The following is a 23,568-nucleotide window of genomic DNA, read 5'->3' as shown; positions in this document are numbered from 1 at the left end:
CACCTCACCTCCTGTACCGGTGTTCACTACAGCCACCGAGAGCACGGTTCACTGCCGCAACAATTTCCTCCACCGTAATTTGCCCGTCCTGGTTCCCGTCTCCGGCCAGGCAATCTTGAGCAGGCCGGAGCTCCAACCCAATGCCGACCAGCGTGATGAGCTCCTCTATCGTCACCAAGCCATCGCCGTTGCAGTCGCCCGCACACCGCGGCGTCGAGGTTGGCGATGGTGTCGGCGAGGCTGTGAACATGGGCGTCGTTGTCGGTAAGACCACAACGACCGCACCGTGATGGAGAATCACGTCGACTACGCGATCACCTTCGTCGTCCGCCACAAACTGATCGGTAATGGTCAAGCTATATGCTCCCGCTGCTGCCCTCGTGCTCACTGCCACGGTACAGGTCCACAAAACACTCCCGTCCGGGATAATGCTCAACGGGGGCAATTCCGAGAACAAGAACGCAGCCACTCGCATGCACGCTTCGCCAACGCAAGCAGCAGGACGGTATTGCACCTCAAAGGACTTGCCCAGCTCGGGGTTGGCCAAACAATCCGGTATGCCCGTTTCCCGCGGAGCGATTGGGGCATTGATTGGGTCGAAACTGAGCTCTGCCTGTACTGCCGCCAGGGGCCGGCCGGCAGTGTGGAGGCGTATTGCAACCGGCACGTGAGCACCGGGAACCGCTGCAACCGTGTCCACCTGGAGGATTGGGTGCTCAGGGGGCATTGATGCTGTAGGGGTCGGTACGGTGTTAGTTGCTGTAAGAGTCGGGGGCGCGCTGCCTGGGGAAGCCGTCGGAGATACCGTGGGTGTTTCAGTTGCGATCACCGTCCGTGTCGGGGATGAGGTCGGCAAAGGAGGCGTGGAAGTTGCGCTGGGTGGGGGCGTCGGACTGGGCACAGTCGGGGTCGGCGTAAAGGAGATCGTTGGTGTCGGTGTCGGAGGGTTTACCTCGAAAGCGCCGATATCGCACACAGCGAAGGCATCGCCATTGCCATCCGCGGGCCGTGGGAAGCCCCGTTGATCCCGTGAAGGGCAACGCATAGGATCGCCTCGATCGATTGCATCGCTACCGGGCTGCAACGCCATAGTCAGGCTCAGGCCTCCGTTGAACGTGAGTCCAGCTAACCTCGGATCTGCGTTATTCAGATCCCCAAATTGATCCAGGAGGCAGGAAGTACCAGTGTCCAAGTTGTACCCGAGCGATTGGAGCGGGACGCCCGCACAATTTGCGCCCAGAGAGCTGTGCGCCACAATGGAATTGTGGATGGTCGCCGTCCCCAAGTTGTGAATTGCCCCGCCAGCGGTTGCGCCGTTTGTGCTGAACGTCACGCTATCCAGCTCGAGAACCGCGCTCGGTAGATTCGCCACCGCACCACCTTGCCCGTTTGGCGCTGCCGTGTTGTTGAAGAACGTACTATTGATCACCGTTGCTACGGCTCCAGGTAGATTTGCCAAGGCGCCACCTGAACCCGTCGAAACCGAGTTGTCTCGCAGGGTAACACCTTCGAGCCGCAGCACACCCGCGTTCCGAACCGCCCCGCCTGCGGCCTCGACTTGGCCCGACTGCAAGACCAAGTTCCGAATCGTCACACGGGCAGGACTGAAAATGTCGAAGATGCGATCCCCCCGGTCGCCATCAATGGTCGCCACTCCAGGTCCCACGCCTTCGATGACCAGGTCGGCGAGTACGTCAAGATCCCCCTGGCTTGCATCCTCGGCATCCGAGCCTCGTATCGTCAGGCGAAACCGCGGCTGCAAGCTCGGCACGCGAATGACGTCCTCTTCCGGCGTAGCATTGGCCTCCTGCACTGCGGCCCGCAGCGTGCAGACATCAGGACTCCCAACAGAACACAAACCGTCGCCGGGTCGGGCATCGGGAAGGTCCGCGATGGAGTCTACCGTGAGCGTGACCGCCCCGACCAATGTGGCGACGCTGTGAGCAGCCATTATGAGCAACAGCAGAGCCAGAAAGCGGCCTCCAATTGCTCGACTCCAACCACCGCTTTGGCCAGCGCTCCCATTTGCCGCTTGCTTCACGAGCTGTCGTGCACACCTGGACATGGACGCCAAGCATGGCGACAAGTGACGACAAAGGTCAACACCGCGCTACGGAGGAGCTCATGATTGGACCCGAAAGCTTAGGCCTCGCATTCGAACCTGATAAGGCTGAGAGCGGATCGGCACCTTCTGCGGGAAGGAACCGGCGGGCCAAAGCCTACCCGCTTCCCCACAGGATCAAGATCCACCAACCGGTTGACGGACGGATGGTTCCTTGTCTTATTGAGGCCGCATCTCGTGCCCTCGTAGCTCAGTTGGAAAGAGCACAGGATTCCTAATCCTGGGGTCGCGCGTTCGAATCGCGCCGAGGGCATGCTCCTTCCGCGCCTTGCCAAAGTGCGGCCCGCTAGCACAGCCAGTAAGCGACTCCGTAGCAACGCACGAATGGCGTGGTTCATGGGCTGCAGCAACTGTCCGTTGTCGGTCGGCCCAGAGGCGCCGCCTTGCGAAGCCCAAGCATCTGCCTTGGCGGTGACTCATTGCGAACAGACCTTTCGCACAGCTTCCAGCAGGCCCACTAGAGAAGGGTTCCCCGAAGAACTACGCTGGCAATCGTGAAGTAAATGATCAAACCAGTGACGTCGACCAAAGTAGCCACAAACGGAGCTGATGCGCTTGCCGGGTCGAAACCGAGCCACCGCAAGATGAACGGCAACATGGACCCCATGAGGGTCCCCCAGGTCACCACCCCGATGAGACTCAAGCCAACAGTAAAGGCAATATATCCCCAATGATCGCCGTACATCCCGAATGCCCACTGCCAAATGGCGATTCGCAAAAGACCGATGAACGCGAGAATAGCTCCAAGAGCTAGCCCAGAACCAAGCTCGCGGATCAGAACCCGGAACCAGTCGCGCAAGCGCACCTCGCCAAGTGCCATCGCGCGAATCACGAGGGTCGAGGCTTGTGAACCGGAATTCCCGCCAGAGCTGATGATCAGGGGTACGAACAAAGCCAACACCACAGCCCGGGCAATTTCCTCTTCGAAGTAGCCCATGGCGGTGGCTGTGAGCATTTCGCCTAAGAACAGCGCGGCCAGCCACATGCCGCGCTTACGCACCATCGAAACAAAATCGGTCTCCCAGTACGGGGCGTCCAGCGCCTCGCTACCACCGATTTTTTGGATGTCCTCGGTAGCCTCCTCTTGCAAAACGTCGACGATGTCGTCGATCGTAACTACGCCTTTCATCCGCCCTTCACGGTCGACCACCGGCAGGGCAAGGAAGTGGTGTTGTTGGAACAAGCGGCTCACCGCCTCCTGGTCTTGATCTTCCGTGATCGAAACCACGTCGGTGCGCATGCAGTCGGCCACGCACTGATTTGGCCCGGCTGCAAACAGCTCCCGAAAAGACAACACCCCCAGCAGCCGCTGCTCGTCGTCCAAAACGTAAGCGTAATACGTCGTATCTCTATGCTCCGCTGCATATTTCCGGAGATAAGTGATCGCCTCCGTGACGGTCATGTCCGGACGCAGCCGTGCATAGTGCGGATTCATGAGTCCGCCGGCTGCGTCTTCCGCATACGCAAGCAGCCCACTCACCTGCGAGCGAGTTGCATCATCCAAGAGCGCCAGCAGTACCTCACGTTCCTCTTTGGGAACGTGCTGAATTAAGTCTGCCGCATCATCGGGCGGCAACAAGCGAATCCAAGACCGGCGCTCGGCAACTGGCAAACTGAGAATCAGCTCGGCCTGATCGCGCGTTGGCAGTGCCAAAAACAAGTCTTCGGCCGCCGGACGTGGCAATAAGGCAAACGCCTTGCGGCGATCCTCCGCGGAGAGCACAGGCCAAGCCTCGAGGAGCTCCTTAGCATCGAGCTCTTCGCCGGTTTGGTCCAAGGGATGATTGGCAGAAGGCGACGCTTCGCTGGAAAACTGCGGGCCGGAAACCGCTGGAGCCATGGTCACACCTCCCACCCGCCTTGCGCGGGCAAGAGGTGAAACCAGCGCAAGACGGGACCTACTGATGCTCGTCCACCGACACGAGTCTACTCGGTCCGTCCGAACTCATAGGCTGATTCTTTTAGTATGCATTAGCCCGGAAGGAAAGCCTTGAGGCGCTGGAAAAGTGCGCTCACCCGCACGAAGGCTCCGTCCCTCTAACCGACCGCACTTACCGTATCCGAGCCACGCGAACCAAAACCTCGCCTAGGGACCCAACGGCGCGTTTGCGTCCGCCAAGTTGGCCAACAAGTGCTGACGACGGTTTATTTAATGATGCACCAGCACCAATCTCCAAAAGCCTTTCGGCGAATCAGCACTTGTCTTAGACAGAAAGGTCGGGATTTCGTAACATCCACCAACGACTCGATAATCCGCAGAGAGGGAGACAAGGAAATGAGCGATTTTCAAACAGTTCTCTTCGAGGTCAAAGATCGCGTGGCAACGATCACCCTGAACCGACCGGAACGAAAAAACGCCATGAATCAACAGCTCAAGGACGAGCTTCGGGAATGCTGGAGACGAGTGAAGGCTGACCCCGATATCTGGGTTGCCATCATTACAGGGGCTGGGGATGCATTTTCCAGTGGCGCTGACGTCGAGTCTCTGGCCACGGGCGGTTTTGTGAAACCCGACCGCTGGCGAGAACTGGCCATGATCGAGGGAATTGTCGAGTTGCCCACGCCGCGCCGGCTACGGGTGCACAAACCAGTCATTGCTGCAGTGAACGGAGTGGTGGCAGGATTCTCGTTGGATTTGGTCACCGAAGCAGACATTCCGATCGCCTCAGAGCGTGCCTATTTCGTCGACCCGCATGTGTCGATTGGTTACGTCTCGTCGCACGAAATGGTGAATATGGCGCGCCGCGTACCGCTAGCGGTATGCCTTCGTATGGCGCTTTTAGGGAGTCGCGAACGCATGAGTGCCGAGCGGGCATACCAAGTCGGTTTGGTGACTGAAGTGGTGCCCCACGAACAGCTCATGCCGCGTGCCCGTGAACTGGCGGAGATGATTCTGAGCAACGCTCCGCTTGCGGTATGGGGCACTAAGATGGCCATTTTGCAGGGCATCGGGTTGCCCATTCCCCTCGCCGAAGAAATTGCCGCTGGGTATCTAGAGGTCGTGGAACAGTCCGAAGATCACAAAGAAGGCCCACGTGCGTTCGTGGAAAAACGGAAACCGCGGTGGCAGGCTCGGTAGGAGATCGAACAGCGAAACAGCGCACGGATCGACGAGAACCACCCGGCTCTAATTGGACGGGCACGGAAGAGGGGCCCGACTCGGCCACTGGGGATCTCTTCGAGCAGTACCGCGGGGAATTGGCGGAGCAAACTCTGCGCCCCGTAATGTCCGTGGTTATTGCAGCGGTTACGGCGTATGGGCTGGTGGAATGGTTCGTACGTCCTTCAGTTTTCTATGAATCGCTGCCACTATACTCCCTAGAACTCGCGATCCCGCTCATAGCCCTCGCCATCCGCCGACGGATTCCCCTGTATCGTGTTCCGGTACTATTCCTAGTGGCGGATTTCGCCTTTACACTCGCTCTGATCGGGCAGTTTTTGCTGCCCAGCACTGGTGTCTCTGCCACCGCACTCATCCTTTCGCTCAAAATCCTGGCCCCCGCGCTTTTTTTTCCGTGGCCCCCGCACTTCCAGGCAATCGCGGCAACGTACTCTCTGAGCTTTTACTACCTCGGGATTGCCCTCGTAGGACACAACATCGAGCCCGGCGCGATCGCCCATCAACTCGCGGGCCCACTCGTTGCAGGCATTTTCTCGATTGCCGGGGCCTTCCTCTCGGAGCGCCTGCGCCGCGAGGTGTTTGCCCGGGGTGCGCGCCTTCGAGAAGCAGAGCAGCAACTTCGCTTGCTTGCTCGGCGTTCCCCAATCGCCCTATGGATGACCGATCGCGACCTCCGGGTCACCACCGCATTAGGCGGCCCTCAACTGCCTTCGAGTAGCGAGCCCGTGCACATCACTGGCTCCAGAATCCAAGAGCTCCTACCCAGCCTCGAACCAAACTACCCCCCCTTGCGCGCCCACCTCGACGCCCTCAGCGGAAAACCAGCATCTTATGAGTTTTCATGGCATGATCGCTTTTTCATCGCTCACGTCGAGCCTTGGCGGAACGCCGGTGGCCAAATTGGTGGTGTCATCGGGGTGGCCTGGGACGCCACAGACCGAAAGCGCGCCGAATCCCTGCAGCAGCGTGAGACACAGGTAGCCCGTGCTCTGGCACATGCGGGAGAGGTGCTTTTAGGTATCCGGGACGTAGGTGAGACGCTTGACCGACTCTGCCACCTTACGACCGAAATTCTGAGCACGGAGTTCTGTCTCGGGTACCTGTGGTCAGAGACACACCAGGCCTTCGAGCTGGTTGCCGCACTCGGTCTGCCGCCGGACGCGGCGGAAGAGCTGAGCGCTTTTCGCGCGCGACCTTCGGACATTGCTCCAATCTTCCGCGGGCTGGAACACAAGCCCGTGCTGCGTTTCACAATTCCGCCCGATGGCTCGCATCCCTGGCAGCTATTAGGCAAACGCTACGGGATGATGGAGATGGTCGACATCGGGATCCGAACCTCTGGTCAACTACGTGCCATCCTCGTCACAGGCTGTCGCGGCCGTTCGGCCCCCTTTGACGACGTCACCGAGCGGATTGCTTCGGGCATCGCCCACCTTGGAGCGCTTGCCTTGGACAATTCTCGACTCATGGAGGACTTAGAGCATGCAAGCCGGGTAAAGTCTGAATTTGTCGCCACGATGTCCCATGAGTTACGGACCCCACTCAACGTAATCCTAGGGTACGGAAGTTTACTCCTAGACGGTGCGTTCGGTGAAATTCCAGCCGACCAGCGCGAAGTGCTGCAGAGGATCCAGTTGAGCGCTCAACATCTACTCGAGCTGATCACGATGACGCTCGACTTTAGCCGCCTCGAAGCCAAGCAGGTCGCGGTGCGCTGCGACCCTGTGGATCTCCGCAGCTTGCTCGAACAGGTCAAGCACGAGGTGGAAAGCGCGTCGTGCAAACCGGCAGTGAGTGTCGTCCTGCAGCTAGAGGACAACCTACCCGTCGTGATGTCGGATCCTATCAAAATCGGCGTGGTCGTAAAAAACTTGCTGACTAACGCCATCAAGTTCACAGACGAGGGGCAGGTGAGCCTAGGAGCGCGTCCGCTGAACGATGGCGTTGAGCTCGTCGTATCGGACACCGGTATCGGCATCGCACCCGAGGCGCTGGAGCATATTTTCGAGCCCTTCTGGCAGGCCGACACCTCGACAACTCGCCGGCATGGCGGGGTAGGATTAGGGCTCTACATCGTACATCGACTGGTGGAAATTCTCGGGGGAACAATCCAGGTGCGCAGTGAAGTTGGCCGTGGATCGCGGTTCAGCGTTTGGCTTCCAGCCGTTCTCCCAGGAACGAAACTCCAGGACCAAGAGGGCGGCTCGCCTGGTTACCGACCGCGTGCCGCTTCGCTATAAGTTTCAAGCTGCAGAAATTGCTGCAGTACTCACCCATGTACCCACACGCAAACCTATCCGTTCGCGAATCCATACCTGCTGAGCTCCCAGTGGTTGCCATAGTGGGCCGCCCGAATGCAGGGAAGTCGACGCTATTCAACCGCCTGCTTGGAGAGCGGCGTGCCATCGTCGACGAGCAGCCAGGAGTCACGCGCGACCGCAATATCGCCGTCGCACGCATGGGGGAGCGGGAGGTCCTACTCGTCGACACCGGTGGTATCGACGATAGGGCCAGCAGCGACGTAGCCAAGGCCGTGCAAGAGCAAACGTGGCTGGCGGCTCAGGAGGCAGACGTGGTGGTCGCGCTGTTCGACGGTCGGGAAGGGCTCAACCCCCTAGATCAAGAACTTGTCCGCCGCTTGCGCACACTGCTCAAGCCTGTGGTGTATGCGGTCAACAAGCTCGACGACCAAAAGCTTGACTGCAACACTGCCGAATTTTTCGCGTTAGGGCCTGGTGCGGTTTTCCCGATTTCCGCCGCCCATGGACGCGGGCTAGACGCGCTCGTCGAACACATCGAGTCGCTCCTCCCGGAAACAAGGGCGGTCGCTGAGCAACCCCCAGGTGCACAAGAGCAAGCTATCGCGGTTGCGATTGTTGGCCGGCCGAACGTTGGCAAGTCCTCCCTGCTCAATGCAATCCTGGGCTACGAGCGCGCCATTGTTGACGACCATCCGGGAACTACACGGGACGCAATAGACAGCACGGTAGAGCGTGACGGGCAACTTTACTTGCTTATCGATACCGCCGGAATTCGCCGCCGCCCCAAAGTTCGTGAGATTGTAGAACGAGCCAGCGTTGTCCGTGCCTTCCGTGCGGTCGACCGTGCTCAGGTGGTACTCCTCCTCATGGATGCGGTTGAAGGGATGACAGATCAGGATGCGCGAATCGCAAACCACGTTATTGAACGGGGGAAGGCGCTCGCTCTCGTCTTCAACAAGTGGGACGCAGTCGCCCCACCTGCCCGCGTTGCCGAGCGGTATCAACAAAGGCTGGCAAGCGAGTATGCAACCTTGGCGGACTTCCCGCTGGCTTTCATTTCCGCCCGGACGGGTGAGGGAATCGAAAAACTCTTTTCGCTCGTTCGCTTGCTATACCAGCGGGCGCAAAAGCGGCCAGCGACTGCCAAGCTCAATGCCTGCCTCGTTGCGGCCACGCGAGCGCGACCCGCACCAGCCGTACATGGGAAACCGTTACGCTTCTACTATGTCGTACAAACCGGAGTGATGCCGCCGACGCTCGCGATTTTCGCGAATTACCCTGAAAGTGTCCCTCAGCCTTACAAGCGATACTTGGAAACGCAGTTCCGCTTGGCATTCAAATGGTTTGGTGTACCTGTGCGAATCGAATTTCGCGCCCGCCCGAGGCGGCGTGACGCTCAGCGGATACCGGCCTCCCGGTAATGGCTTGCCAAGCTCACGTAGTGTAAGGCGTTGCGAGTATTGCTCTCGATTTCCTGTTCGGTCAACGCCCGCACCACTTTTGCGGGGGCACCAAGCACCAGGTGCCCGGGTGGAATCTTCGTTCCCGGTGTCAACAAAGCCCCAGCTCCTACCAAGCAGTGATCTCCAACTTCGACTCCGTCAAGCACGATCGCCCCGATTCCGATTAAGCACCCGTTTCCAATCGTGCAGCCGTGCAGTACCGCTCGGTGCCCCACTGTAACGTCATCCCCTACGAGGGCGGGCCAACGTGCGGTCGTTACGTGTATCACCACTGCGTCTTGAATGTTGGTTCGTGCACCAATGCGGACGTAGTGGACGTCTCCACGGATCACAACGTAAGGCCATACGCTGCTCTCTGGACCGATGACCACGTCGCCAATGATTTGAGCCGCGGGATGCACCCAAGCAGACGGGTCTACCTGGGGTGCGGTGCCGTTGAAGGGTACAAGCATGTGTGGCCAGGTAGTCGACCAATCCTGCAACCGCAACCATTTGGACTGAGCTCGGAACTTGCGGCCCCTGCCAACGGTTTGATAGACGATTGCATGGTTTTGTATTCCACTGATCTGCGGCAGCACGCAAGCCCATCACCGAGTACCGGCGATGGGCTTGCGCGTTTATCGGCTCGTCGATCCGTCGAGGAGGTCGGTCATGTTCTCCCATGATTTACCCGAAGGGTTCACCTTTGACGACGTCTTGTTGCTTCCCGGGGAGTCGGACTTCATGCCCAAAGATGCGGACTGCAGCACGCTGCTCACCCGCAATATCCGGTTGAACATCCCATTAGTCAGCGCAGCGATGGATACGGTCACGGAGTCGCGCACGGCCATCGCCATGGCACAAGAAGGCGGCATTGGCATCGTACATCGCAATCTATCGCCGCAAGAGCAGGCCTGCGAGGTCGAAAAGGTGAAGAAGTGGGAAAGTGGCATGATCCTCGACCCAGTCACTGTGGACCCAGACCAACGCATTGCCGACGCCATCGAGATCATGCGCCGTTACAACATTTCTGGCCTACCCGTTACCAAGGACGGATATCTGGTGGGCATCCTCACCAACAGGGACCTTCGGTTTGAAAAGCGCCTGGATCGCAGGATCAGCGAAGTGATGACGAAGGAAAACTTGGTTACCGCTCATCCTGGGATCGGCCTCGAAGAAGCGAAAGAGATCTTGCACACGCACCGCATTGAGAAGCTGCTGATTGTGGATAGTCAGAACCGGTTGAAGGGCCTGATCACCGTGAAGGATATTCAAAAGGCCGCCCAATATCCCAACGCAAGCAAGGATCAGTTCGGCCGACTTCGTGTGGGCGCAGCGATTGGCACTGGGGATGACCGCGAGGAACGCACCGAGCTGCTCGTACGTGCCGGCGTCGACGTGCTCGTGATTGATACAGCCCACGGGCACACAGCATCTGTGTTGGACACTATTCGATTCGTAAAGCAAACCTATCCGACGGTGGATTTAGTGGCCGGCAATGTGGCCACGGCGGAAGGCGCACGAGCACTCGCGCGCGCCGGGGCCGATGCAATTAAGGTGGGGATGGGGCCGGCGTCCATCTGCACGACGCGGGTGGTGTCGGGTGTGGGAGTTCCACAACTCACTGCGGTGGCTGAATGTGCGCGGATCGCGCGCGACTACGGGATTCCCGTAATCGCCGACGGCGGGATCAAATACTCGGGTGACATTACGAAAGCGCTTGCTGCCGGTGCGGACTCGGTGATGATCGGCAGCCTCTTCGCTGGGACAGAAGAGAGCCCGGGCGAGACCATTCTGTATCAAGGCCGCACGTACAAGCTTTACCGCGGCATGGGCTCCCTAGAGGCAATGCGCGAGCGGGAAGGGTCCCGTAACCGGTACATGCAGGACTCCGAAGAACCGATGAAACTGGTTCCCGAGGGGATCGAGGGCCGCGTACCCTACAAGGGGCCTTTGAGTTTCATCATTACGCAGCTTGTCGGCGGGTTGAAAGCGGGGATGGGTTACACTGGCTGCCGCACGATCGCTGAGCTCCACGAACGGGCACGGTTCATGCGCGTGAGTCGTGCATCATTGGAAGAAAGCCACGTGCATGACGTCACGATGACGAAAGAACCACCCAACTACCGGCGGGAGGGTTAGCCCGGGATGAGCGGAGATTCGGGATGATTCTCATCTTGGACTTCGGAAGCCAATACACCCAGCTGATTGCTCGCAGGATCCGAGAACTGCGAGTTTACTGCGAGATCCATCCCTTCAATCTGCCGGTGGACGAAATAAGCCGGCGTGCCCCCAAGGGACTCATTCTCTCTGGTGGACCGGCAAGTGTCTATGACAAAAAGGCACCATGGCCAGCGAAAAATCTGTTTGATCTCGAGATCCCGGTTCTAGGAATTTGTTACGGCATGGGGGTTATCGCTCAGCATTTCGGTGGTCGCGTGTGTGCGGCCCGCGAGCGCGAATACGGCCCGGCGCTCCTCACTGTCACGGATGACCATGACCTCTTCGCCGGCTTGAGCGGAGAGCCGCTCCAAGTTTGGATGAGTCACGGAGACCGCATCGAAACTTTGCCGCCGAGCTTTCGCGTTCTTGCACGTAGCGAGAACTCCCCCGTTGCAGCGTTTGCGGATCCGCAGGGGCGTCTTTTTGGTGTTCAGTTTCACCCTGAGGTTGCGCACACGCCGCGCGGAAAAGACATCCTGGCGAACTTCTTGTTTCGAGTCTGCAAGGCGTCGGCAGACTGGACGATGGAAGGCTTCGTGGAACGCGAGGTCCAACGCATTCGCGACCGCGTGGGATCCGCCGGTGTGGTTTGTGCGTTGAGCGGGGGAGTGGATTCCACTGTCACCGCCGCCTTGGTCCACCGTGCGGTGGGAGACCAACTGATTTGCATCTTTGTCGACAACGGTGTTCTTCGCCGGCGCGAAGCCGAGCGTGTCATGGCCTTCCTCACCGATGCCTTTCACTTTCGCATCCGCAAGGTCGACGAAAGCAAATTGTTCCTCGATCGGTTGGCTGGTGTCGAGGATCCGGAGCAGAAACGCCGAATCATTGGCACGACGTTCATCGAAATTTTCGAGAAAGAGGCGCGAAGCCTTCCAAACGTGCGCTTTCTCGCCCAGGGAACGCTCTACCCAGACGTGATCGAGTCGGTCTCATTCAAAGGGCCTTCGGCGACAATCAAGAGCCACCACAACGTTGGCGGGCTTCCTGAGCGCATGAATCTTGAACTGATCGAGCCGTTGCGGGAGCTGTTCAAAGATGAAGTTCGCGAACTGGGGAGTGTCCTTGGGATTCCGCGAGAAATCATCAATCGCCATCCATTCCCCGGGCCAGGCCTAGCAATTCGTATCATCGGACCGGTGACCGCAGAGCGCGTTGCGGTGCTACAGCACGCAGACGCAATCGTCGAAGAAGAGGTCAGGGCTGCGGGCTTGTACGACCAACTGTGGCAGGCCTTCGCGGTGCTTTTGCCAGTAAAATCCGTGGGTGTCATGGGGGATGCGCGCACCTACGAAAATGTGCTCGCTGTACGGGCCGTTCAAAGTGTGGACGGAATGACAGCCGATTGGGCAAGACTGCCCCACGATCTGCTTGCGCGCCTGTCTTCGCGGCTGATCAACGAGGTTCAAGGAATCAACCGCGTCGTCTATGATATTTCTTCGAAGCCGCCAGCGACCATAGAGTGGGAGTAGAAGCTTCGAGCGGAGGGCTGAGTGGGGATGAGCTTCGTTCATCTGCACGTGCACACGCAGTACTCGTTGCTCGATGGAGCGAACAAGATCCCAGACCTCATCCAGCGGGTGAAAAGCGCGGGGATGCCGGCAATCGCGATGACGGACCACGGCAATCTGTTCGGCGCCGTCGAGTTTTACCGACGCGCCGTAGCCGCCGGAATCCAACCGATCATCGGGTGCGAAATGTATGTGGCCCCAGGGCATCGCACGGAAAAGAGAGCGCGAGCGGGCGATTCGGAGTCGGCCGGCAACCACCACCTGATCCTCCTCGTGATGAACGAGGAAGGGTACCGAAACCTCTGCCGACTCGTCACTTTGAGTTACAAGGAGGGCTTTTACTACAAGCCGCGTATCGACAAGGAACTGTTGCGCGAGTTCAATCGTGGGCTCATCGCTCTGTCCGGCTGCTTGGCGAGCGAGGTCAACGAAGCCATTGCCGCCGGATCCATCGAGCGGGCCCGCGCTGTCATGGAGGAATACCGCAGCATCTTCGATGGCCGCTATTACGTGGAAATCCAGGACAACCGGCTTCCCCAACAAGAGCGAGCAAATGTTGAGCTGATTCGCCTCGCTCGCGAACTTTCGTTACCGATCGTCGCTACCAACGACTGTCACTACCTGACTCCTGACGACGCGGTTGCCCACGAAGTGCTTCTTTGTATCCAGACAGGCAAGACGCTGAGCGATCCGTCGCGCTGGAGGTTCGAAACCGACCAGCTTTACGTAAAAGACCCCGGGGAAATGTGTCGTGCCTTCCCGGAGGTGCCCGAGGCAATCAGCAACACGATCGAAGTCGCACGCCGGTGCCAGTTCGAAATGCAGTTCGGGCGCTACCAGTTTCCCGTCTACCGGACACCGAACAATGAGTCGCTCGACGATTACCTCAGCCAGTTGGCGCGCAGCGGGCTAGAGCAGCGGCTTCAACGGAAACGAACCGAGGCAGAATGGAGCGAGGACCGGGAACGCCACTACTGGGAACGGCTCGAGGAAGAGCTGAGCATCATCAAAAAGATGGGCTTTGCGGGCTACTTTCTCATCGTCGCGGACTTTACCCGTTACGCCAAGGAACAAGGCATTCCGGTCGGCCCTGGCCGCGGATCGGCTGCGGGAAGCTTGGTCGCGTACGCGCTTGGGATCACCACGGTCGATCCCGTACCGTACAACTTGCTCTTCGAGCGCTTCCTAAACCCGGAACGAAAGTCGATGCCCGACATCGACATGGACTTTTGCTTCGAACGGCGAGACGAAGTGATTCGCTACGTCCGGCAGAAGTACGGGGAAGAATGCGTGGCACAAATCATCACGTTCGGGACACTGAAAGGAAAGCAAGCCATCAAAGATGTTGGCCGCGTTCTTGATTTCAGCTTCGCAGAGACTGATCGCATCGCCAAACTTTACCCAGCCCCGAAACAAGGCAAGGACTTCCCGTTGAAGGACGCCTTAGAGATCGAACCACGGTTGCGGGAAGTGCGTGATCGCGGGCAAAGGGAGAAGCAACTGTTTGATTACGCATTGCGCCTCGAAGGGCTGTTGCGGCACGCGTCCAAGCACGCCGCCGGCATCGTGATTGGCGATCGCCCCCTCGTAGAAACGCTGCCGCTGTTTGTCGACAAGGATGGCGCCGTCCTCACTCAATATCCTTACGGCGACGTCGATGCGATTGGCCTCATCAAGTTCGACTTCTTAGGCCTAAAAACCCTTACGATGATCGCCAAGATTGTCGAGCGTATTCGCGAGGGTCGGGGAATCCACTTGGATGTCGAGCAACTCCCGCTCGACGACCCTGCGACGTACCAGCTCATCTGCCGCGGGGATACGGTAGGCGTGTTCCAGCTCGAAAGCAGTGGGATGCGCAAGTTGGTCACCTCACTGCGACCCACAAAATTCGAAGACCTCATTGCCGTCCTCGCTTTATTTCGACCCGGTCCGCTCGACTCCGGAATGGTCGAAGAGTTTATCAAGCGAAAGCACGGGGAAGTCCCGATCCAATACCTGCACCCAGACCTAGAGCCGATTCTCCGGGAGACCTACGGCGTCATCTTGTACCAGGAGCAGGTTATGCAGATCGCCCGCGTGCTAGCTGGCTACACCTTGGGGGACGCAGACAACCTCCGGCGAGCCATGGGCAAGAAGAAAAAGGACGAGATGGAGCGGGAGAAAGGCCGCTTCGTGCGCGGTGCAGTGGCGCGCGGCGTGCCAGCGGCACTGGCCCAAGCGATCTTCGAGCAGATGGAAACGTTCGGTGCCTATGGGTTCAACAAATCCCACTCGACTGCCTACGCGTTCATTTCTTACCAAACCGCTTACCTTAAGGCCCACTTTCCAGAAGAATTCATGGCCGGGCTGCTCACCCTGGAAATGGACAGCACCGAGAAAACATACAAGAACATCGCGGCCTGCCGTGATCTCGGTATTCCCATTCTGGCACCGGACGTCAACGAAAGCGCTCTCGACTTTACCGTGGTGCCTACGTCGAGCGGCCAACGAGCGATTCGATTCGGGCTCGGCGCGGTGAAGGGCGTTGGTGAGAAGGCTGCGGAGGCCATCCTCGTCGCACGAAGAGAGGGCCCGTTCCAATCGCTCGCGGACTTCTGCAAACGGGTCCCCCTACAACAAGTAAACAAGCGCGTGATTGAAAGCTTAATTAACTGCGGAGCCTTTGATTTCTGTGGTCAACCACGGCGGCGCCTGCTCGAAGGACTCGAACCCACATTGCGATGGGCCACTACCGAGCAAGGTGTGGAGGCTCCCCGCAGTCAAATTAGCCTGTTCGCCCCAGAGGCTTTGGCCTCCACCGCGTCGCCGGCACCAGAACTTCCCCCCGTGGAAGAGTGGTCGCCGAAGGACAAGCTGAGGCTGGAACGCGAAGCGCTGGGCTTCTTCATCACCGGCCATCCTCTCGATCGTTGGGAGCGACACCTGAGGCGAATTACGGATGGCACGATTGCGGAACTTCGCGCTTGGGGAGAGAACGCCAAGGTCCGTTTGGGCGGTGTTATCCACACGCTGAAAACCAAAAACACCCGCAAGGGCGAGCGCTACGCCAACTTTGTCCTCGAAGATCGCTCGGGCACGCTGGAGGTTGTCGCGTGGCCGGACACCTATCGCTCTCACGAGGCAGCCATTCACGCAGAAGAACCAGTCCTAGTGGAGGGGACTCTTGAGATCGACGAGGAACGCTGCCAATTAATTGCTGACTCGGTGACGTTACTCTCAGAAGTGCAGCGAAAAGCGTTCAAGCAAGTTCGTTTGGCCCTGCGCGAAGAACTCGTGACGGACGAGACTTTACAGCGACTGCGTGCCGCTTGTTCGCGTCACCGCGGGAACTGTGAAGCCTTTGTCCACCTGTGGCTCACTGGAGCCGGGTGCGAAATCATTCTGGCGCTACCGCCGAGCTTGAAGGTGTCGCCAACCGAAGCGTTCCTCAACGAGGTAGAGCAGGTGCTTGGCGAGGGGGCAGTCTACCTGCAGTGAGACAACCGATCGGGTCCACACGGCCAACTCAAGGAAATCTAGTCGACCCGTCTTCAGCCATGCAACCGCGTGGCTCCTGGCTAATAGGAAACGGCCAGCAGCCGGAGCGGGCGGTTCTCGTCGGCGTAGAACGCCACAAGCGCGAGCTTCTGAGCGGGAGCGAATCTCTCGATGAACTCGAACGGCTTGCTGAAAGTGCCGGCGTACGCGTGGTTGGACGGGTACTGCAAGTGCTCACCCGCCCCCAACCTGCCACGTTTATCGGCTCTGGAAAAGTGGAGGAAGTGCGGCGGTACGCCTGGGAAAATCAAGCCCAGGTGATCATTTTCGATGAGCCTTTGGCGCCGGCGCAACAGCGTAACCTCGAGCAGTCGATCGGTCTCAAAGTCATCGACCGCAGTCAGCTGATTCTCGACATTTTTGCCCAGCGCGCGCGTAGCCTGGAAGGGAAGCTTCAGGTGGAGCTTGCGCAGCTCCAATATCTGCTGCCGAGGTTGACCAGGCAGTGGCAGCACTTGTCGCGCCTCGGTGGAGGGGTCGGCACGCGCGGCCCGGGCGAAACGCAGCTCGAGGTCGACCGCCGCAAGGTCCGTGAACGGGTAGCCGTACTGCGACGGCGGTTGCGTGAAGTCGCCCGGACACGCCACCTTCACCGCCGCAGTCGCGCCGACGTACCACTGCCCGTGGTCGCCTTGGTTGGATACACGAACGCAGGCAAGTCCACGCTGATGAATCGACTCACGGCAGCGCACGCTCTGGTCGCAGACCAACTGTTCGCAACGCTCGACCCTATGGTAAGAGTATTCCGGCTTCCGAGCGGACTGAACGCACTGCTCGCTGACACGGTTGGTTTTATCCACAAGCTACCGCACGGATTCATCGACGCTTTCAAAAGTACTCTCGAGGAAGTGCAAACCGCGGATCTCTTGCTCCATGTCGTCGATGCCAGCCATCCGCAGGCAGAACACCAGCAGACCGTGGTCGAGGCTGTTTTGCGCGAGCTCGGTGCTGACCAGAAACCACGGGTACTCGTGTTCAATAAGATGGACGTTGTATCCTGCCCCCCATTTGTACCTCCGGATATCAGGACCTGCTTGGTCTCTGGCCGCACCGGCAGCGGACTCAAGCAACTCCTCTCTATTGTCGAAGAGCAACTGCTAACACTGTTCGAGGAGGTGCGCGTGCGATTACCTTTCAGCCGAGGGGATCTCGTCGCTCGAGCGCGCCAACTTGGAAGAGTGATCGAAGAACACTACTCGCCCGAGGCGATCCAGCTCCGTGCGTTGGTTCCGGCCCGGCTCGCGGGTCAGCTTCGGAGGAGCGCTGTCGGCGAAGCGGTGGAATAGCAGCTCCTGCAGGAATGCGGCTAAAAACCGGTTGCTTGCCGACAAAAACGGCGGCAGTTCTTGTCACAGAACTGGAGTCAAACTGCGACAATTCTGCCACAAAACGACGTCATGCAAGAATCGGATTTGGCCGACCTCCTCTATGAGCTCGTGCATTCCTTCCGCGCCCCAATTCGGGCAATTGCCGGTTTTACCGCGGCCGTCGCTGAAGAAGCGTCTGGCTCTCTTCCTCCTGAGCACCGGCGCCACCTCGAACGGATTGCCACCAATGCAGAACAGCTCGGCTACTTGAGCGAGTGCCTCCATCGCCTCGCGCAAGCGCTATCCCCGCCTCGAACACGGGAATCCTTCGACACCAACGCTGCGCTTCTTGCACTGCCCATCCCGCAAGCCAGTCACCTGCGAAGAGTGCAACTTCAGGTCGCCACAAATGGGTTGCACCTCACCGGTTGGGACGTCCGACACTTTCACTTGCTCATCGATTCCCTCCGGCGGTACGCGGGGGAATTGGAGCCTCGGGACGAGTCAGCCCGAACTGTGCACCTACATTGCTCCCGAACTGACGGTGAGGACCGAATCGAGGTCCTGATCGAGCCGTACGAACCCACAAGCCCGATCGCAACTCCGCGGCAGCGCGGAGCTCCTGCTGTCGAACTAGGAATTCTCCGGGCAAGTTTGCGTCACTATCCGGCCGCGCGGCTTGAAATCCAGAGCCCATACCGCCTGACCATCACCCTAAGCCGCGCAGCGGTACAAGCCGAATCAAGTGCACTTGTGTTGCCAGCATCCGCCGCCGTCGAGAATAACCTTGGGCATGCCGCGACCACTTCGCCGGAAGCAAGTGCGGTTGCATCGGACTATGGCACACGGATTTTCCTTGTTGATGACGAGCTGGCGGAATGGGAGTTGATGAGACTCATCGTCGAGGACACGGGCCTAGAGGAACGGCTAGAATGGCACCGCGATAGCCGCGCAGCTCTCCACCGGCTCCGCGAACTGGCCTCAGCCGGTCCGACTGCGTGGAAGCGTCTACCAGCCGCTGTGTTCGTGGACTTACGCATGCCGTTGCTGGATGGGGTCTCCTTCGTACGCAAACTCCGCGAAGAACCAGCCCTGGAGCATCTACCGGTGGTCATTCTGAGCTCGTCAACGGACCCTGAGGATATCCGCGCTGCTTATTCTGCCGGCGCCAATGCATTCGTGAGCAAGCCAACCGACTTCCAACGATACGCCGAATGCCTCCAGTTCGCCCTTGCTTTTTGGGGCCGATGCAACCGAGTGGCTTGGTCAGAGGGTTGAGCTGAAGAGCGCTAAACTCCAACCACCGCCAGCGGTGGCTTTTCTTCGGTCTACAGCTTCTAGGGGATGCGCTCCAACCTAGGCTTCGTCTCTCACGATGACGATCCGATAGCCATAAAGATCGCCAATTGTCGACAGAAACCCGTGCAGATCGAACGGCTTCCGTAGAAACGCGACTGCTCCCGACTTGTAAGAGCTGATCCAGTCCTCTTCCCGCGCCGACCCGGTAAGCACCAACACCGGCATGCGCCGCAAACGCTTGTCTGCCTGGATTTCCTGAAGAAGTACCCGCCCATCCAGCCCAGGCAGCGTGAGGTCTAACAAGACCAGGTCAAAGGGAGCACGATCGAAGCGATTTGCCTCCCTCACTAGAAGATCCAGGGCATCTCGCCCGTTCCCGATAACCGTCAGCGGGTTGTCCACGTGACCTCGACGCAATGCCCGTTTCACAAGCTCCACATCGTCGGGGTTGTCCTCGACGAGCAGAATTCTCGCAGGGCGAGCCAACTGCGAAGTCCTTTCGTCCGCCATGAGCTAGCGCCTTTGTAGATCTTTGCCCGAGGGCCTGCCAGGTGGCGGTAAGCGCTTGCAAGTGCGTGCGGCTCCTGAATCTGCCGCGAAGACATCACATCCGAGAGCAAGCGGCCAACCGTCGCTAGCTTGCCTCCGTCGTGGTGGGAGGGTAGACGCACGAGGCTACGGCATGCTCACTCTACCAAACTTCCTCACGCTCCTACGGATTGCTGCGGTACCGGTCTTCTTGATCGCGCTCACGAGTGGGCATTATGCAGCTGCTTTGGCATTATTTCTTCTTGCCGGAATCACCGACGCAGTCGACGGGGCACTCGCACGCGTCATGGAGAGCAAAAGCAGCATCGGCGCGAGCCTCGACCCGCTTGCCGATAAGCTTTTGGTGGTAAGTTCCTTTCTAAGTCTGACGTGGTACGGAATACTTCCCGTCTGGCTCTTCATCCTCGTCGCCACGCGGGATGTCGTCATCCTCGTGGGCTACATCGTGTTGTACTTCTTTGCAGAGCCGATCGAGGTTGCACCTTCAATGATCAGCAAGGTGAACACGTTTTTCGGTATGCTTACCATTGGCTTTGCACTCCTCACTCTAGCGCGACCTGATCTGCCCATGGGGGTTGTGAACCCGATCCTCTGGTACGTCACGGCCACAACCACTGCCGTTTCTGGCTTACATTACGTTTACACCGGCTTGCTGTGGGTCCAGGGCTATGGCAGCCATACGGGCAAACAAGCTGAATCGCGGTGAAGAAACATGCAGCTTAAAAGGCTTTTGTCCTTGGCATGTGTTTCAGTGCTTTTGACCCTGTTCACCGTTGCTTTCCGGTCGAGTGCTCAGGACGGGAGCCGCGCACGCTCCATCCTCGAGGCTGCGCGGCGCCTCGCCGACGGTGAGCGGAAGTGGAACGATCGCACCCAGGAGCTGAAGCTTCGCATCGTTGACCGCCGCGGCGGGGAGCGATCGCGGGAACTGCTGATCAAGGTCAAGAAGTATGACAATGATCGCACTCGCTCGATCGTGTTTTTTTCAGCACCAGAGGACGTCCGCGGCGTGGGCATGCTGCAATGGGCAGATCCAAAGGGCAAGGATGAACAGTGGCTGTATCTTCCCGAACTTGGCAAGACTCGCCAAATCAGCGGGGCGGCAAAGCGTGAGAGCTTTGTCGGTACGGACTTCAGTTACGAAGACTTAGCGGTGATCACGCAAATCCTGGACTGGGAAGACACCGAAGCCCGAGCCGAATATCTGCGGGAGGAGACCCTCGACGGTGCCGCTTGCCACGTGTTGGAATTCACTCCCACCGGCAAGGAGATCAGTTACGCCAAGGTACGTGCATGGGTAGACGCGAAAGAATTGATCGTTCGGAAGTACGAGATGATCGACAAAAACGGACAAGTGGCCAAAACGCTGCTAGTCGGCGACATCCGCCCGGTGGGCGCGATCCCGACCCCGTTCCACATGGAAATGCGGAACGAATCGACCGGGAGCCGGACAATTGTGGACTTCTTAAAAGTCTCGTACGACTCGAACCTCAGCGACGAAGAGTTCACCCAGCGAGCACTCGAGCGAGGGCTCTAACGCGCAAGCGCTCTTTCGCTGTCAATGCTCACCGCTTGTTGGCGCTACCAAAGTACCGCGCCGGATGTCCGCAAGCACGGCAGAATCAGTTGGAAAGGCTAGGGGAGGGAGGGCATCGAGTGGGAAAAACCTGGCATCGGAGGCATCGTCTCCTGGCTTGAGCTCGCCTCCAATGCGCTTGCCCCAAAACCAAATCCCGACAGTCTGACGGTCTCTGTCGTGGAAGTTTGACCTCACGTCACATACATCGAGAACGACGATCTCGAGGCCGGTTTCTTCCTTGACTTCACGTTGTGCCGCGCGGCGAACATCTTCATCCCATTCGACGTAGCCGCATGGCACACACCAAAGCCCAGCGTAGCGCCCCCGCGACCGGCACGTGAGCAAAACTTGATTCGATTCCATCAAAATCACTGCAACGCCGACTGCGGGATTCCGGTAGTGAGTGAGCCCGCAAAGGGAACAATGCCAATGCGGTGAACGCGGCCCCGCCGCCAATTCTCCTCCACAAAACGGACAGAAGCGCCACACGCTCGCCATAACGGCCATCGACGATCTCGTAGCTGAACGATCCAGGCGCGTTAGTGCACCACCACAGGGCCATGCTAGCCCCTAGGCAGGCCCAACACACGCTGCGCGATGATGTTCCGCTGAATCTCCGAAGTGCCGGCATAAATGGTGGCGGAGCGCGACCACAACAGCTCGTGACACCAGAAGCCTCCGTCGGCACAGCCCCGGTCCTCAGACGTCAACATACCTCGTAAGCCAAGTACTTCAAACGCCGTATCCTTCAGCCTCTGTTCCAACTCACTCCAAAACAGCTTCAAGATTGACCCCTCCGGTCCCGGGACACCGGTGCGGGACAAACGGGTTACATTGCGGTAGGCGCTGAAGCGCAAGATGCTCGTCTCGATCCATGATTGTGCCACTTTCTGGCGAACGACCGGATCGTCAGCCGCGCTGCCGCGCCCAAAGGGTGTTGTCTTCACAAGATTCGCGAGGCGTCGGGCTTCAGCCTGCAGGCGTACGTGGGGCGTCGTGCCGGCGCGTTCGTGTCCCAAGGTCGCCATGACAACGTCCCAACCGCGGTCGATCTCCCCGACTACATTTTCCAACGGAACTCTGACCTGGTCGAAGAACACCTCGTTAAACCATGCCTCGCCGGTCATCTCCCGAAGCGGCCGCACGGTAATGCCGGGGCTTTTCATATCCACCAAAAGGAACGTGAGCCCATGATGTTTCGGCCCGTCAGCACGGGTACGCGTGACGAGCATGCACCAGTCAGCGTAGCGAGCAACGCTCGTCCAGATCTTTTGGCCGGTCACCACCAATTCATCACCCGAGCGCTCTGCGCGGGTACGCACCGAAGCCAAGTCGGAACCTGCGTTGGGCTCTGAAAACCCCTGACACCAAATTTCTTCGCCGCGGAGGATGGGGCCAAGGAAGCGCCGCTTCTGCTGTTCGGTGCCACATGCCATCAGTGTTGGCCCAACGAGACTCAGACCGATTTTGAGGCACAAAATATCTGGTGCCGCCAGGCGCGCATATTCTTCGTTGTAAATTAGCTGTTCAATAACACTTGCTCCCCGGCCACCGTACTCCTTCGGCCAGGTAATGCCGGCCCAACCACCGTCATACAGCTTTCGTTGCCAGCTCCGCGCGAACGCGACCTGTTCTTCAGCAGTCCGAGGGGGACGGTAGTCAGCCGTGCCCCATCCGGGAGGTAAGTTGCGCTCAAGCCAGGCCCGCACCTCACGGCGAAATACCTCTTCCGAAGGCGACAAGCGTAGGTCCATCGCAATGTTCCTCCCGATCCCCCTTTACCGCTGTTGCCCGTCTTGCAAAGGCGGAGCCTCGATCCACTGAAGCACCAATCCCTTGCCGTCAGAGCAGGATCGATCAAGAGCCCGCGCTTGCCATGGTACGAGGTAGCTCACCGGCCCTTGTTCCTCATCGATCCATTCCACAAGCAGAGAGCCTGATCGAGCCGCTTCGAGGGTCGCAGGATCGACGACGGTGGCCCTCAGCAACTCATCCACGTGAAAGTGATCCCCACAAGAGTGTGCGAAAAAGCACTGCACCTCTGGCACGCTAAACCAGTGCAGTTGGATTTTTGCGGTCACCTCCTCCGGCAACTCTGGCCAAGCCGCCGGCATCTGCCGATGAAGCCAAACCACCGCGTCGAGCGGCAAGCACGTTTCGTGCGGCCGTGCCCGCCAGAATTGCGTTGCGGTTGCAGTCTCGAGAACCAAGGCATTCGGCTCAACCAAACGCACGAGTTCCCACGCAGAGGCTGCAGCTTGTTCCGACACAATCGCACCGAGGGGAACGTCGAGCGCGCCAAGCTCCTCAACGACGTCTCCAACCAAGAGGCTGCCAGGCGTAACCAGCGCACCGGGCAACGTATTTGCGACCCGAGAGCCACGTCCAAGGCCCACCCGTCGCAGCAAGCGAACACCGGCGGCCTTCTCAGCCGCGAGCATCGGGACCGACCACGCCAACACGAGCAACTCTTCCCCGCATCCCGTAATCCCAGCGCGCACGAGAGGGGCATGAGGCCGCCGCCACACCTCCGGGGGTAGCGTCCGTTGGGCCTGTACCAAATGTTCCCGACGCACCGGTCGTTCGTCAGGTCGCACTCCCCAAAAGGCCGGCATCA

At 59.0% G+C, this 23,568-nt stretch carries 17 protein-coding genes and 1 tRNA gene; 11 read left to right on the top strand and 7 right to left on the bottom strand.

All coding sequences use genetic code 11. The features are described 5' to 3' along the window. Positions 1–4: 4 nt before the first annotated feature. A complete protein-coding gene (locus N3C12_03255) occupies positions 5–2,041 on the bottom strand; it encodes a hypothetical protein (protein MCX8071459.1) in 2,037 nt (678 codons plus the stop codon). 260 nt (positions 2,042–2,301) lie between these two features. On the opposite strand from N3C12_03255, the gene N3C12_03250 reads away from it, so the two are divergent. Next, positions 2,302–2,375, top strand: a tRNA-Arg gene (locus N3C12_03250). A 204-nt stretch (positions 2,376–2,579) separates the two neighbouring features. Here the strand turns inward: N3C12_03250 and mgtE are convergent. Continuing rightward, complete coding sequence (gene mgtE, locus N3C12_03245; GenBank protein ID MCX8071458.1) at positions 2,580–3,962, bottom strand: magnesium transporter; 1,383 nt, start codon at positions 3,960–3,962, stop codon at positions 2,580–2,582. Between the two features lie 435 nt (positions 3,963–4,397). Here mgtE and N3C12_03240 point away from each other — a divergent pair, with 435 nt between their 5' ends. Genes N3C12_03240 through der form a run of 3 tightly spaced genes read left to right on the top strand, consistent with a single transcriptional unit; the run spans position 4,398 to position 8,925 of the window. Next, on the top strand, positions 4,398–5,201 hold the full coding sequence (locus N3C12_03240) for an enoyl-CoA hydratase-related protein (GenBank protein ID MCX8071457.1): 804 nt from the start codon (positions 4,398–4,400) through the stop codon (positions 5,199–5,201). Further along, on the top strand, positions 5,186–7,483 hold the full coding sequence (locus N3C12_03235) for an ATP-binding protein (GenBank protein MCX8071456.1): 2,298 nt from the start codon (positions 5,186–5,188) through the stop codon (positions 7,481–7,483). The genes N3C12_03240 and N3C12_03235 overlap by 16 nt, the downstream gene beginning before the upstream one ends. Positions 7,484–7,518: 35 nt before the next feature. Then, positions 7,519–8,925 carry a ribosome biogenesis GTPase Der gene (gene der, locus N3C12_03230; protein MCX8071455.1) on the top strand — a complete coding sequence of 469 codons (1,407 nt, stop codon included), beginning with the start codon at positions 7,519–7,521 and terminating at the stop codon, positions 8,923–8,925. Here der and N3C12_03225 read toward each other — a convergent pair. Continuing rightward, entirely contained in the window at positions 8,901–9,419 is a 519-nt protein-coding gene (locus N3C12_03225; protein MCX8071454.1) for a gamma carbonic anhydrase family protein, read from the bottom strand. The genes der and N3C12_03225 overlap by 25 nt on opposite strands. Positions 9,420–9,618: 199 nt before the next feature. On the opposite strand from N3C12_03225, the gene guaB reads away from it, so the two are divergent. The 5 genes from guaB (at position 9,619) to N3C12_03200 (ending at position 18,802) form a co-directional block, all read left to right on the top strand. Beyond that, on the top strand, positions 9,619–11,088 hold the full coding sequence (guaB, locus tag N3C12_03220; protein ID MCX8071453.1) for an IMP dehydrogenase: 1,470 nt from the start codon (positions 9,619–9,621) through the stop codon (positions 11,086–11,088). Between the two features lie 23 nt (positions 11,089–11,111). Then, on the top strand, positions 11,112–12,641 hold the full coding sequence (guaA, locus tag N3C12_03215; protein MCX8071452.1) for a glutamine-hydrolyzing GMP synthase: 1,530 nt from the start codon (positions 11,112–11,114) through the stop codon (positions 12,639–12,641). 27 nt (positions 12,642–12,668) lie between these two features. Next, on the top strand, positions 12,669–16,157 hold the full coding sequence (dnaE, locus tag N3C12_03210; GenBank protein MCX8071451.1) for a DNA polymerase III subunit alpha: 3,489 nt from the start codon (positions 12,669–12,671) through the stop codon (positions 16,155–16,157). Between the two features lie 59 nt (positions 16,158–16,216). After that, entirely contained in the window at positions 16,217–17,503 is a 1,287-nt protein-coding gene (hflX, locus tag N3C12_03205; protein ID MCX8071450.1) for a GTPase HflX, read from the top strand. 111 nt (positions 17,504–17,614) lie between these two features. Beyond that, a complete protein-coding gene (locus N3C12_03200) occupies positions 17,615–18,802 on the top strand; it encodes a response regulator (GenBank protein MCX8071449.1) in 1,188 nt (395 codons plus the stop codon). Positions 18,803–18,880: 78 nt separating this feature from the next. Here the strand turns inward: N3C12_03200 and N3C12_03195 are convergent, their stop codons facing one another. Further along, a complete protein-coding gene (locus N3C12_03195; GenBank protein MCX8071448.1) occupies positions 18,881–19,333 on the bottom strand; it encodes a response regulator in 453 nt (150 codons plus the stop codon). A 172-nt stretch (positions 19,334–19,505) separates the two neighbouring features. On the opposite strand from N3C12_03195, the gene N3C12_03190 reads away from it, so the two are divergent. Together N3C12_03190 and N3C12_03185 are read left to right on the top strand one after the other, a co-directional pair. After that, a complete protein-coding gene (locus N3C12_03190; protein ID MCX8071447.1) occupies positions 19,506–20,078 on the top strand; it encodes a CDP-alcohol phosphatidyltransferase family protein in 573 nt (190 codons plus the stop codon). Positions 20,079–20,084: 6 nt separating this feature from the next. Continuing rightward, positions 20,085–20,909, top strand: a complete 825-nt coding sequence (locus tag N3C12_03185) for an outer membrane lipoprotein-sorting protein (GenBank protein MCX8071446.1) — start codon at positions 20,085–20,087, stop codon at positions 20,907–20,909. A 21-nt stretch (positions 20,910–20,930) separates the two neighbouring features. Here the strand turns inward: N3C12_03185 and N3C12_03180 are convergent, their stop codons facing one another. The 3 genes from N3C12_03180 to N3C12_03170 are packed head-to-tail and all read right to left on the bottom strand — an operon-like array spanning position 20,931 to position 23,566. Continuing rightward, positions 20,931–21,458 (bottom strand): NUDIX hydrolase, encoded by a 528-nt coding sequence (locus N3C12_03180; protein ID MCX8071445.1) that lies wholly within the window; start codon positions 21,456–21,458, stop codon positions 20,931–20,933. Positions 21,459–21,514: 56 nt separating this feature from the next. Then, positions 21,515–22,705, bottom strand: a complete 1,191-nt coding sequence (locus tag N3C12_03175) for an acyl-CoA dehydrogenase (GenBank protein MCX8071444.1) — start codon at positions 22,703–22,705, stop codon at positions 21,515–21,517. A gap of 24 nt (positions 22,706–22,729) precedes the next feature. Then, a complete protein-coding gene (locus N3C12_03170; protein MCX8071443.1) occupies positions 22,730–23,566 on the bottom strand; it encodes a hypothetical protein in 837 nt (278 codons plus the stop codon). Positions 23,567–23,568: the final 2 nt, after the last annotated feature.

Source organism: Candidatus Binatia bacterium, assembly GCA_026415395.1.
Classification (GTDB): Bacteria; Desulfobacterota; Binatia; order HRBIN30; family HRBIN30; genus HRBIN30.
Note: the sequence above shows the minus strand (reverse complement) of the source record. Positions and strands in the feature narration are given on the sequence as shown.

Coding starts and splice junctions, on each gene's coding strand:
- mgtE (MCX8071458.1), bottom strand. CDS start 3,962: ATGGCTCCAGCGGTTTCCGGCCCGCAGTTTTCCAGCGAAGCGTCGCCT.
- N3C12_03225 (MCX8071454.1), bottom strand. CDS start 9,419: ATGCTTGTACCCTTCAACGGCACCGCACCCCAGGTAGACCCGTCTGCT.
- der (MCX8071455.1), top strand. CDS start 7,519: ATGTACCCACACGCAAACCTATCCGTTCGCGAATCCATACCTGCTGAG.
- N3C12_03240 (MCX8071457.1), top strand. CDS start 4,398: ATGAGCGATTTTCAAACAGTTCTCTTCGAGGTCAAAGATCGCGTGGCA.
- guaB (MCX8071453.1), top strand. CDS start 9,619: ATGTTCTCCCATGATTTACCCGAAGGGTTCACCTTTGACGACGTCTTG.
- N3C12_03175 (MCX8071444.1), bottom strand. CDS start 22,705: ATGGACCTACGCTTGTCGCCTTCGGAAGAGGTATTTCGCCGTGAGGTG.
- N3C12_03170 (MCX8071443.1), bottom strand. CDS start 23,566: ATGCCGGCCTTTTGGGGAGTGCGACCTGACGAACGACCGGTGCGTCGG.
- N3C12_03200 (MCX8071449.1), top strand. CDS start 17,615: ATGCAAGAATCGGATTTGGCCGACCTCCTCTATGAGCTCGTGCATTCC.
- dnaE (MCX8071451.1), top strand. CDS start 12,669: ATGAGCTTCGTTCATCTGCACGTGCACACGCAGTACTCGTTGCTCGAT.
- N3C12_03180 (MCX8071445.1), bottom strand. CDS start 21,458: ATGGCCGTTATGGCGAGCGTGTGGCGCTTCTGTCCGTTTTGTGGAGGA.
- hflX (MCX8071450.1), top strand. CDS start 16,217: ATGCAACCGCGTGGCTCCTGGCTAATAGGAAACGGCCAGCAGCCGGAG.
- N3C12_03190 (MCX8071447.1), top strand. CDS start 19,506: ATGCTCACTCTACCAAACTTCCTCACGCTCCTACGGATTGCTGCGGTA.
- N3C12_03195 (MCX8071448.1), bottom strand. CDS start 19,333: ATGGCGGACGAAAGGACTTCGCAGTTGGCTCGCCCTGCGAGAATTCTG.
- N3C12_03185 (MCX8071446.1), top strand. CDS start 20,085: ATGCAGCTTAAAAGGCTTTTGTCCTTGGCATGTGTTTCAGTGCTTTTG.
- guaA (MCX8071452.1), top strand. CDS start 11,112: ATGATTCTCATCTTGGACTTCGGAAGCCAATACACCCAGCTGATTGCT.